The organism is uncultured Negativibacillus sp. (assembly GCF_944388365.1).
In the GTDB taxonomy this organism is placed as follows: Bacteria; Bacillota; Clostridia; order Oscillospirales; family Ruminococcaceae; genus Negativibacillus.
The window spans coordinates 25,918-37,380 of the sequence record NZ_CALXIN010000014.1 but is presented as its reverse complement, the minus strand read 5'-3'; the positions used below and the strand labels follow the sequence as shown (position 1 = coordinate 37,380).

At 47.9% G+C, this 11,463-nt stretch carries 9 protein-coding genes and 3 tRNA genes; 5 read left to right on the top strand and 7 right to left on the bottom strand.

The features are described from left to right. Window positions 1-640, top strand: a 640-nt coding sequence (locus tag Q0L39_RS03860; RefSeq protein ID WP_296627018.1) for a GIY-YIG nuclease family protein, incomplete at its 5' end; no start/stop codon positions are given. A 65-nt stretch (window positions 641-705) separates the two neighbouring features. Here the strand turns inward: Q0L39_RS03860 and guaA are convergent. After that, a complete protein-coding gene (guaA, locus tag Q0L39_RS03855) occupies window positions 706-2,241 on the bottom strand; it encodes a glutamine-hydrolyzing GMP synthase (protein WP_296627017.1) in 1,536 nt (511 codons plus the stop codon). 288 nt (window positions 2,242-2,529) lie between these two features. On the opposite strand from guaA, the gene Q0L39_RS03850 reads away from it, so the two are divergent. Further along, window positions 2,530-3,234 carry an Ig-like domain-containing protein gene (locus Q0L39_RS03850; RefSeq protein ID WP_296627016.1) on the top strand — a complete coding sequence of 235 codons (705 nt, stop codon included), beginning with the start codon at window positions 2,530-2,532 and terminating at the stop codon, window positions 3,232-3,234. A gap of 45 nt (window positions 3,235-3,279) precedes the next feature. On the opposite strand, the gene Q0L39_RS03845 is transcribed toward Q0L39_RS03850, so the two are convergent. From Q0L39_RS03845 to Q0L39_RS03835, 3 genes are all read right to left on the bottom strand, one after another. After that, window positions 3,280-3,873, bottom strand: coding sequence for a DUF4230 domain-containing protein (locus tag Q0L39_RS03845; RefSeq protein WP_296627015.1), 594 nt, complete (start codon window positions 3,871-3,873; stop codon window positions 3,280-3,282). Window positions 3,874-3,886: 13 nt separating this feature from the next. Further along, window positions 3,887-4,483, bottom strand: coding sequence for a DUF4230 domain-containing protein (locus Q0L39_RS03840; RefSeq protein ID WP_296627014.1), 597 nt, complete (start codon window positions 4,481-4,483; stop codon window positions 3,887-3,889). Between the two features lie 281 nt (window positions 4,484-4,764). Next, window positions 4,765-6,147: a glycine--tRNA ligase gene (locus Q0L39_RS03835; protein ID WP_296627013.1), complete on the bottom strand. Its 1,383-nt coding sequence runs from the start codon at window positions 6,145-6,147 to the stop codon at window positions 4,765-4,767. 275 nt (window positions 6,148-6,422) lie between these two features. On the opposite strand from Q0L39_RS03835, the gene Q0L39_RS03830 reads away from it, so the two are divergent. The 3 genes from Q0L39_RS03830 to Q0L39_RS03820 all read left to right on the top strand — a co-directional run bounded on the left by Q0L39_RS03830 (window position 6,423) and on the right by Q0L39_RS03820 (window position 6,751). After that, window positions 6,423-6,499, top strand: a tRNA-Pro gene (locus tag Q0L39_RS03830). A 71-nt stretch (window positions 6,500-6,570) separates the two neighbouring features. Beyond that, a tRNA-Thr gene (locus Q0L39_RS03825) sits at window positions 6,571-6,646 on the top strand. 20 nt (window positions 6,647-6,666) lie between these two features. Further along, window positions 6,667-6,751: transfer RNA gene (locus Q0L39_RS03820), tRNA-Tyr, on the top strand. Window positions 6,752-7,077: 326 nt separating this feature from the next. On the opposite strand, the gene Q0L39_RS03815 is transcribed toward Q0L39_RS03820, so the two are convergent. From Q0L39_RS03815 to Q0L39_RS03805, 3 genes are all read right to left on the bottom strand, one after another. Continuing rightward, window positions 7,078-8,985: an ABC transporter ATP-binding protein gene (locus tag Q0L39_RS03815; RefSeq protein ID WP_296627012.1), complete on the bottom strand. Its 1,908-nt coding sequence runs from the start codon at window positions 8,983-8,985 to the stop codon at window positions 7,078-7,080. After that, the gene (locus Q0L39_RS03810; protein ID WP_296627011.1) at window positions 8,975-10,720 is read right to left on the bottom strand and encodes an ABC transporter ATP-binding protein; all 1,746 of its coding nucleotides are present in this window, start codon (window positions 10,718-10,720) and stop codon (window positions 8,975-8,977) included. The genes Q0L39_RS03815 and Q0L39_RS03810 overlap by 11 nt, the downstream gene beginning before the upstream one ends. A gap of 80 nt (window positions 10,721-10,800) precedes the next feature. Beyond that, window positions 10,801-11,232: a helix-turn-helix domain-containing protein gene (locus tag Q0L39_RS03805; RefSeq protein ID WP_296627010.1), complete on the bottom strand. Its 432-nt coding sequence runs from the start codon at window positions 11,230-11,232 to the stop codon at window positions 10,801-10,803. Window positions 11,233-11,463: the final 231 nt, after the last annotated feature.

Sequence of the window (11,463 nt, the reverse complement as noted above, 5' to 3'; positions counted from 1 at the left end):
CATTGGTGAGGCAGAAGATATTATCAAACGCCTCAAGCAACATCTTGAGAAAAAAGATAATTGGAACGAAGCGATTGTATTTATTAGCAAAGATTCGAATCTTAACAAAGCTCACATAAAATATTTAGAGAATCGATTCTATACTCTTGCAAAAGAGTGTGACAGATACTCCGTCGATAATAGTAATACCCCTACAAAATCTTCTGTTTCTGAAGCAGAGCAGGCCGAACTCGAAGAATTCATTTATAACGCAAAAATATTGATTAATGCGCTGGGACATAAAGCGTTTGAATCGTATTCGGAGGAACAACCCAATAACCAAGGAGAAAATCCCATATTTTCAATTTCTGCAGGGTCTGGAAAAGCGTATGGAATGAGAACAACCGATGGTTTTGTACTTTTAAAGGGTTCCTGTATTCATGAAGTGGCGGCGAACTCTTTACAAAATGGAATCAGGAAAAAGCTGGCTCAAAGTCGTGCATCGGGAGAAATTAAAGGCGGAGTGCTTCAAAATGATAAATTGTTTTCCAGCTCTACGGCGGCTGCTGCATTTGCTGCAGGCTACAGTATCAGTGGTCCACAGCAATGGAAAACAAAAGAAGGGAAAACCTTAAAATCATTTGAAACAGAATCTGTATAAAAAAGAGCTAACTGACAGATTAATGTCAGTTAGCTCTTTTTACTTGATATTATAAAAGAATCAAATTATTCCCACTCAATGGTTGCCGGTGGTTTGGAGGTGATGTCGTAGCAGATGCGGTTGATGTGGTCAACCTCGTTGACGATACGAACCGAAACCTTGTCCAGAACCTCGTAAGGGATTCTTGCCCAGTCAGCGGTCATGAAGTCGGAGGTGGTGACACCACGCAGTGCCAGGGTATAATCATAGGTTCTGAAGTCGCCCATGACGCCGACCGAACGCATGTTGGTCAGAACAGCGAAGTACTGGTGGATGGATTTGTCCAGACCCGCTTTTGCAATCTCATCGCGGAAGATAAAATCTGCTTCACGCAGGACGTCCAGTTTTTCCTTGGTAACTTCGCCGATTACGCGGATAGCAAGTCCAGGACCTGGGAATGGCTGACGGTTGACCAGATAATCCGGCAGACCCAGCTCTCTGCCCAGTGCGCGAACTTCGTCCTTGAACAGCAGGCGCAGCGGCTCGATGATCTCCTTGAAGTCAACATAGTCCGGCAGACCGCCTACGTTGTGATGGGACTTGATAACAGCAGCGTCGCCAGAACCGGATTCTACAACGTCTGCATAGATGGTGCCCTGTGCGAGGAAGTCGACCTTGCCGATCTTTTTAGCTTCTTCTTCAAAGACACGGATAAACTCTTCGCCGATGATCTTACGTTTCTTCTCCGGCTCGCTGACACCAGCCAGTTTGCCCAGGAAACGCTCCTCTGCGTTGACGCGGACAAAGTTGATGTCGCCGTTGCCGAATACAGCTTCGATTTCATCGCCTTCGTTTTTGCGCATCAGACCATGGTCGACAAAGATGCAGGTCAGCTGGTTGCCGATTGCCTTGGAGAGCAGTTTTGCAACAACCGAGCTGTCAACGCCGCCGGACAGTGCCAGCAGAACCTTGCCGTCGCCGACCTTTTCACGAACCTGATTGATGGCGGTGTTGCAGTAGTCCTTCATGCTCCAGTCGCCGACTGCGCCGCACACATTATAAAGGAAGTTGCGCAGCATCTTGCTGCCGTTCTGGGTGTGCTCTACCTCTGGATGATACTGGAAGCCAAAGACCTTTTTGTCCAGATTCTGCATCGCAGCAACGGGGCAGTGATCGGTGTGTGCAATGCTCTCGAAGCCTTCCGGAAGCTTGCCGACATAGTCAACGTGGCTCATCCAGGTGGTTGCTTCTGCCGGAAGATCCGCAAACAGTGGGGAAGTGGTATCAAACTGGGTTGCAGTTTTACCAAATTCTCTGGATGGAGCGGTTTCTACCTTGCCGCCCAGAGTGTGAGCGATCAGCTGGCAGCCGTAGCACAGACCCAGCACAGGAACACCCATCGACAGGATGGCTGGATCAATCTGCGGTGCATTTTCAGCATAAACGCTGTTTGGACCGCCGGTGAAGATCAGACCAATCGGGGAATATTCACGGATTTTTTCAACAGTGGCTTTTTTGTAAGGGATGATTTCGCAGTAAACGCCCAGATCACGAACACGACGGGCAATCAGCTGATTGTACTGGCCGCCGAAGTCCAGGATGAGCACGTTTTGATGTGACATGAAGACACCGTCCTTTCAATCGGATTGATTACAAACAAATAATTTACTGTACATTATAGAATAGAAATCATCATTTGTAAATAACCGCTGTCCAAAATTCGATGCACGGATAAAAACTCTGGAAAAATGCCAAAGAATGGTCGATACAGCAGGATTTGAAATGGGAATTTTGTTGAGAGCTTTCACCGGATTTTGCGTCCAGAATCTGGCGCTGGTAATCGAGAAAAAATCAGGAATACTATTTTTGCAAATCCAGAGAAGTCATTTCAGGATGAAAGGATGGAAGCGATGAAAAAGAGAATTCGAGCCGTCATACTGACGGCTGTGTTGATGATGTCGATGATTTTACCGGTATCTGCCGCTGAGGTTACCCAACAGGAGCGGATGGAAAGCGCAGTGTATCCGATTTTGCTGCCTGCGGGAGAAAATGTGCCGCTGTCCGCCGCCTACTTTGAGATGCGGCTGGGACTGGAAACCGGAGAGATTGCGGCGATCACCATCACCTCGCTGCCGAGCCAGGGACGCGGCAAGCTGATGCTGGACGGAGTGGAGGTTCAGGTATACGATACCCTGCTGCGCAGCGAGCTGGACCGGCTGTGTTATGTACAGGGCGATGAGGACACGGGAACAGGGTGGTTTAGCTTTATCCCATTGTACAGCAGCGATGTGATGCAGGGTCAGCGCACACGGCTGTGTGTGACCTTTCAGGTGGAGGAGCAGCAGAATGCCCAGCGCCCGATTGTACAGGATGTGTTCTGTGTGACCCAGCCGCAGACCTCGGTGGCGGCAGCGCTGCAGAATCTGCGAGGAGAGGTGGTCTACACGCTCAGCAGAAAGCCGCTGCAGGGAACGGTCAGCTTTGAGGATGGACGCTGTGTTTACACACCGAAGGAAGGCGCCAAAGGCAGCGACAGCTTTGAGCTGACAGCGCTGGATGAATTTGGAGGCGTTTCTGCACCGATTCAGGTGAGTGTAGTCATCAAGTCAGAGTAATTGACAATAGCCGCAGTCGATCGACTGCGGCTATTGTTGGTGTGGTTATATTGGATTTCCCTGTGCATCTACCTCAACCCATTTGATTGTGTATTGGGTGTCGGTCAGCTTTCCGATATTGGCGACATAGTCCTCCAATAATTTTTTGGCGCGCTGCTGAGCAATATTGAGCATGACCTGATCTGTTTCTGCCATTTCTTTTAGCTCCGCCTGTGCCTGCTTAAAAGCCTCCTGTTCATCCTCCGCGGTAATCTCGGTGGAATTTTTGTCTACGATATAGGAATCCTTTGTCAGGGAGCTGGAATCGACCTGTGGATCGCGGGCAAATGCTGGCGGAATGGTGATGGTGATTTCGGTCCCAGCAGGTTCTACGTCGACCAGAGAAGCATCGATGCCCATCTTTACAATGCCGTCATATTCGATCCAGAAGCGTTTGTTCTTTGTCCAGAACAAAAACTTTTCCGGGTCTTTATCATCAAACTTGGCGACATTATGATAATAACATTCCAGTACCGCCAGTTCACATATATCCTTTATCTGCGCTTCGCTGATACTTAGCTGTGGTTCCTCCTGCTTGGAACATGCGCTGCCTATCAAAAGAATCATCAGTGCCAGCACAAAAACGATTATTTTTTTCATCAATATTTTCACCTCATTCGATCACTAAGGTATATTCTGGGAGAGCCTGTTGGATAATCGGATTGGTCAGGGCTTTTAAAACATTCTGTGCGTTATCTCTTGCCAATTCGTAGATGTTTTCCTGCGTCTTGCTTTCTTCGACTACATCTTCTTCGCAGGCTTTGTATGCTCTTTCGGTGATTCCAACATTATCTGCTTTTTGGTCCAAAAACATATATTCCAGAGAAGTGATATCTACTTCGGGATCTGAAATCGTTACCTCTGGTAAGGTCAGGAGGATTTTTTTATTTTCATCATCCTTTTGAACTTTGATTTGCGAAAAGTCGATCCCTGCGTATGCTTTTGCGTGATACAGGATGTAATAGCTGACTTTTTCTGGATTTTTTTCGTTCATCACCTCTGCAACTCCTCGATATGTCACCTGAAATGTAGACAAGTCGCTGATATTGATAATCTGTTTTAAGGCACTTTCTGTCACTACCTCCACAGGCTTGTCTTTTTTCATTCCAAGAATGACAGGCGCTGCAATCATCAGAATTACGGCAATCGCAATCATGGAATAGACCCATTTTTTTGCAAGGCGGCAGGTTCCAATCAGTTTTTTTAGCATATAATTCCTCCTCGTTTTTAAAAAGTGGTTTATCTTCATAACATTAGATGTTTTTTTCGCGAAGCATCCCATAGAGTAATGACAGCTTTAATTTGTTAATATTATAGTATCAGCCTTTCTAATATCTATCAAGTAGAAAATGTATTTTTATAAAAGTATTATTGGGATGTAGGAATCCTATTGATTTCATAAAAAAGCTGTGATTTTAAAATCACAGCTTTTTGTTTGGTTATTTAAGTTGCACTCGACCGACAACGCGAACAGAGTGCAGGCTCAGCCTGCTAGAATTTGAGCTTTTTGATGATGTAGTGGGTCAGATCCTTCATCGGGATTCTTTCCTGCTCCATGGTGTCGCGGTCACGAACGGTGACGCAGCCATCTTCCTTGGACTCGAAGTCGTAGGTGATGCAGAATGGAGTACCGATCTCGTCCTGACGGCGGTAACGTTTGCCGATCGAACCAGCTTCATCGTAGTCTACCATGAAGTGCTCGGACAGCTCGTTGTACAGAGCGGTTGCTTCCTCGGACAGTTTCTTGGACAGCGGGAGGACGCAGGCTTTGAACGGAGCCAGTGCCGGATGCAGGTGCAGAACAACACGGGTGTCGTTCTTTTCTGCGTCGATAACTTCCTCGTCGTATGCATCGCACAGGAAGGCCAGAACCACACGGTCAGCGCCCAGCGAAGGCTCGATGACGTATGGGATGTAGTGCTCATTGGTCTCCTGGTCAAAGTATTCGATCGGTTTGCCGGAATGTTCACTGTGACGGGACAGGTCGTAATTGGTGCGGTCTGCGATGCCCCACAGCTCGCCCCAACCGAATGGGAACAGGAATTCAAAGTCGGTGGTTGCTTTGGAATAGAAGGAAAGCTCCTCTTTCTCGTGGTCACGCAGACGCAGATGTTCGTCGGTCATGCCCAGATCCAGCAGCCATTTGTGGCAGAAATCTTTCCAGTACTGGAACCACTCGAGGTCGGTGTCCGGTTTGCAGAAGAACTCCAGCTCCATCTGCTCAAACTCTCTGGTACGGAAGGTGAAGTTACCTGGGGTGATCTCGTTACGGAAAGACTTACCGATCTGGCAGATACCGAACGGCAGCTTTTTGCGGGTGGTGCGCTGGACGTTTGCAAAGTTGACAAAGATACCCTGTGCGGTTTCAGGACGCAGATAAATCTGGCTCTTGGCGTCCTCGGTGACACCCTGGAAGGTCTTGAACATCAGGTTGAACTGGCGAATGTCGGTAAAGTTGGTGCTGCCGCAGTTTGGACATTTGATGCCGTTTTCCTTGATGAAATTCATCATCTGTTCATTGGACCAGCCGTCAGCGGATTTGCCGGTGAAATCCTCGATCAGTTTGTCGGCACGATGACGGGTTTTGCAGTCTTTGCAGTCCATCAGCGGATCGGAGAAGCCGCCGACATGGCCGGTAGCAACCCAGACCTCTGGGTTCATCAGGATAGCGCTGTCCAGACCGACGTTATATGGATTCTGCTGAACAAAGCGTTTCCACCAGGCGCGTTTGACGTTGTTTTTGAGCTCTACGCCCAACGGACCGTAGTCCCATGTGTTGGAAAGACCGCCGTAGATTTCCGAGCCGGCATACACAAAGCCTCTGCCTTTGCAGAGAGCAACAATTTTTTCCATTGTTTTTTCGGTGTTGTTCATCTTGTGTTCCTCCTCGCGGATAAAGTAAAAACAAGCTCTCAAAAGAACCTTAAAACTAGTTTTTCAAAGGGTTTTCTATATTGTTTAATGATAAACAATTTTAGAAGGGAAGTCAAGTAAAGACAGGGGTCAAACGGCAAGATTTGTTTCCTATTATATTGGAAGAAAAGAAGGTGAGTAGTCACGAAAATAAGAAAAGAAATAAAAATTGAAAAAATTTGAAAAAAGGTGTTGACAAAATCATTTTGATGCGATATAATAATGCCTGTGCTCGACGAGGCGTAGCTCAGTTTGGTAGAGTGCTTGGTTTGGGACCAAGATGCCGCAGGTTCAAGTCCTGTCGCCTCGACCAAAAAATTTAGTGCAAGCTATTGACAGCGGGCAGATCGTTATGATATAATTAACGAGCTGCCCACACAATATGCTGGTGTAGCTCAGTTGGTAGAGCAGCTGATTTGTAATCAGCAGGTCGGGGGTTCGAGTCCGTCCACCAGCTCCACTAAATTGAAAATTTCATATGGGCGAGTTCCCGAGTGGCCAAAGGGGGCAGACTGTAAATCTGTTGTCAGTGACTTCGGTGGTCCGAATCCACCCTCGCCCACCAAAAATCCTGGATGCAATCGTGTCCGGGATTTTTTCTTTTCTCTGAGTATTCTGGATATAATCGCATTGGGAATATTTTAAAATATAGAATATAAAAGCAGGATTATTTTGAGCAGACAACCTTCATCCCGCTGGACATGGAAGGAAGCCCCTTTACACAGGAAATCGAGGGTATGATTCCAAACGAGGAGGGAACGGTGCTGACCGACTACTTCCAGAAAATCCTTATCCTGCCAAATTCAGAGACAGCACCAACGATCGCATAACAACACAAAAGGAGCAGCGGCTATGCCGCTGCTCCTTTTGTGTTTATAAAGAGAGGAGGGTTTAATCGAGTTCCAGCGCACCGGTGTAGAGCTGGTAGTAGGTGCCCTTGAGGGCGAGCAGCTCGTCGTGGGTGCCGCGTTCAATGATACGTCCATGGTCGAGAACCATGATGGCGTTGGAGTTTTTGACGGTGCTAAGTCGGTGAGCGATGACAAAGACGGTTCGTCCGGTCATCAGTGCGTCCATACCGCGCTGAACAATCGCCTCGGTACGGGTATCGATCGAGCTGGTTGCCTCGTCGAGAATCATAACCGGCGGGTCTGCAACAGCAGCACGGGCAATCGACAACAGCTGACGCTGGCCCTGAGACAGGCTGGCACCGTTGCCGGAAAGCGGAGTATCGTAGCCCAGCGGCAGACGGGTGATAAAGTCGTGGGCGCCAGCCAGTTTGGCAGCGGCGATACATTCTTCATCGGTAGCATCCAGTCGGCCATAGCGGATATTGTCCATGACTGTTCCGGTGAACAGGTTGGTATCCTGCAGAACGATGCCGAGGCTTCGACGCAGGTCTGCCTTTTTAATCTTGTTGATGTTGATGCCGTCGTAACGAATTTTACCGTCGGCAATATCATAGAAACGGTTGATCAGGTTGGTGATGGTGGTCTTGCCGGCGCCGGTAGAGCCTACAAATGCCAGTTTCTGACCTGGTTTTGCATAGAGGGTGACATTGTGCAGAACAGTCTTGCCTTTTTCATAGCCGAAATCGACATCGTAGAAGCGGACATCGCCCTGCAGACGGGTATAGGTCAGTGTACCGTCATGATGTGGATGTTTCCATGCCCAGATCTCGGTGCGCTCCGAGCATTCTACCAGCTGACCATCTTCGGTTTCTTTGGCGTTGACCAGGGTAACATAGCCTTCATCGGTCTCCGGTTTTTCGTCGATCAGAGTGAAGATACGCTGTGCACCGGCAATACCCATGACAACGGCGTTGAGCTGGTTGGAAACCTGGCTGACGTTGCCGGAGAACTGTTTGGTCATATTCAGGAAAGGAACAAAGATGCTGATTCCAAAGCTGATACCAGAGATGCTGACGTTCGGGATGCCGCTGATAAGGAAGATACCACCGATGAGAGCGACAACGACATACAGCACGTTACCGATGTTGTTGAGCACCGGCATCAGGGTATTGGCATAGCGGTGTGCCTGTTCAGAGTCGGCAAACAGAGCGTCGTTGATGGCGTCAAAGTCCTTTTCTGCTTCACGCTCATGGCAGAATACCTTGACGACCTTCTGACCGTTCATCATTTCTTCGACGAAACCTTCGGTACGTCCGATAGCTTCCTGCTGGCGAATGAAGTATTTTGCCGAGCCGCCGCCGATTTTACGGGTAACAACGACCATAAAGCAGACGCCCAGCACGATAACCAATGTCAGCCAGAGGCTGTAATAAACCATGATGCCAAAGACGGTCAGAACGATGACAAACGAGCTGAGCAGCTGAGGGAAGCTCTGGGAGATCATCTGACGCAGGGTGTCGATATCGTTGGTATAATAGCTCATGATGTCGCCATGGTTATGGGTATCAAAATATTTGATCGGGAGGTCCTGCATGCCGCTGAACATCTTTTCACGCATTTTGGCAAGGGAACCCTGGGTGATGACAGCCATCAGCTGGGTGTACAGGATACCTGCAATCAGGCTGAGTCCATAGAAGATGCACAGCAGTCCGACCAGGCTGAGGATACGTCCCGATGCAGAAGCCCAGTCGCCGCTCTGCCAGCTTTCCTCGACAACGGAAAGGACGTTTTGCATGAACAGCGATGGCAGCGAGCTGACGACGGCGTTGAACAAAATACAGATGATAACAAGCGGCATCAGCACCGGATAAAATTCAAACAGGGTTTTCAGCAGGCGCGGAATGACGCCGCTTGGCTGAGAATATTTACGTTCTTTTTTATTGGACATCGTTGTCACCTGCCTTATTCTGAGAAGTATAAACCTCACGGTAAATTGCGTTGTTTTGAAGCAATTCTTCATGGGTTCCTACGGCGTTAATGGTACCGCCGTCCATGACGATAATGCGGTCAGCATCCTGTACCGAAGCAGTACGCTGCGCAATGATGATCTTGGTGGTTTCTGGAATATACTGACGGAATGCCTGACGGATCAGTGCATCGGTACGGGTATCGACGGCGCTGGTCGAGTCGTCCAGAATGAGGATCTTTGGCTTTTTAAGCAGGGCGCGGGCGATACACAGACGCTGTTTCTGACCACCCGAAACGTTGGAACCACCCTGTTCGATATAGGTGTCGTATCCCTGTGGGAACTGATTGATAAATTCATCCGCCTGTGCCAGTTTGCAGGCTTCGATCATTTCTTCATCGGTAGCATTTTTATTGCCCCAGCGCAGATTATCTTTGATGGTGCCGGAGAACAAAACGTTTTTCTGAAGAACAACGGCAACCTGGTCACGCAGTGTTTCCAGATCATAGTCGCGAACATCGACACCGCCGACACGGACAGTACCTTCGGTGCTGTCATACAGACGGGAGATCAGCTGGATCAGCGTCGATTTGGACGAGCCGGTGCCGCCGATGATACCGATGGTTTCACCCGAGCGGATATGCAGGTTGATGTTGGACAGTGCCATACGCTCAGCCTTCTGAGAATATTTGAAGCTGACATTTTCAAAGTCGATGGAGCCGTCTTTTACGGTCATGACAGGATTTTCCGGATTCTGCAGGGAGCTTTCCTCGGTCAGAACTTCGACGATACGCTCTGCAGATTCGCCAGCCATGGTGATCATAACAAAAACCATCGACAGCATCATCAGGCTGCTGAGGATCTGGAAGCTGTAGGTCAGCATCGAGGACATCTGACCGACGTCGATATCCATACCGCGGGAGGTGATGACGGTGTAGGAACCAAAAGCCATAACAAAGACCATGACCGAATACATACAGAACTGCATCAGAGGGTTGTTGAAAGCCAGAATACGTTCAGCGCGGGTAAAATCGGCGCAGACATCTTCAGCAGCAACGCTGAATTTCTTCTTTTCGTAGTCCTCACGGACAAAGGCTTTGACAACGCGCATACCTTTGATATTTTCCTGAACAGAGCTGTTGAGGGCATCGTATTTTTTGAATACGCGGCGGAACAGCGGGATGGTTTTACGGATGACCAGTGCCAGACCGATAGCCAGGATTGGAATTACCAACAGGAAGATACATGCCAGTCTGCCGCCCATGATAAACGCCATCGCAAACGAAAAGACCAGCATCAGCGGGCATCGAATCGCGGTACGGACGATCATCATATAAGCGTTTTGTACGTTGGTGACGTCGGTGGTCAGACGGGTAACAAGGCTGGAAACCGAGAACTTATCAATGTTCTGGAAAGAGTAGGTCTGGATTTTGTAGAACATATCCTTGCGCAGATTGCGGGCAAAACCACAGCTGGCGGTAGCACACGCAGAACCGGCCAGCGCACCGAAGGTCAGCGACAGAGCTGCCATGACCACCAGCAACAGTCCATAGCGCAGGATGACATTCAGAGAACAGCCTGCCTTGATCTGGTTGACGAGGTTGGCGGTGATGAATGGAATGATACATTCCATGATTACCTCACCTGAAACAAAAGCAGGTGCGAGCAAAGATGGTTTTTTATACTCGCGAATGCTTTTCGCTAAAAGTTTTATCATACAAATATCCCCTTCTTTCAAATGATCAATCAATTATTTTGTTATGGTACGAACAATTAGGGAGAGAAAAATTTCCTGGATCAGGAAACTTTCTCTAGATTCTTAGACATTTTTTCGGCAACCTCCAAAAAAACCTGCAGTTGCCCTGCTGAGATGTCTCGACACAGATTTTCTTCGATTTGCTGAATATATTCTTTGACGTGGGTGTCAATATCGACAGCTTTTTGTGTGGGCACAAGACTCTTTAGCCTTGCATCATAATCAACACTTTCTCGGATGATAATGCCGTTTTTCTCTAATAGCTGCAGAATTCCGGTCATTGTGGAGCGACTCAAACCAAAGACCTCTTCCACATCTTTTTGGAATACGGGCTGTTCCTCATAGCGTTCCAAGATGTAGTGCAGAATTCTGCTCTGTACGCCGGTAATGCCGAGATCAGCCAGTGTGGAGTTCATTTTTTTCTTGAGTCGGTGAGAAAGGAAGTTGATCCACCATCCACAGTCATACTGCATCTGGTTTTCATCTCCTCTCAAAAAATGTTATGGTACGAACAATATGTTACCTTAAATAAATTACTTTGTCAATGGGGATTTCTCAAAAAATATACAAGAATCCGCTTTTCTTTTTTGTTAATTTTTCAAAATCAGAGGCTGAAAATGCTGGAAAATGGCGTCATTTTGATCTTGAGTTAGTTTATCTATACGAACATTTTTATCTATTTGCTAGTAATCATGAATAAAAAT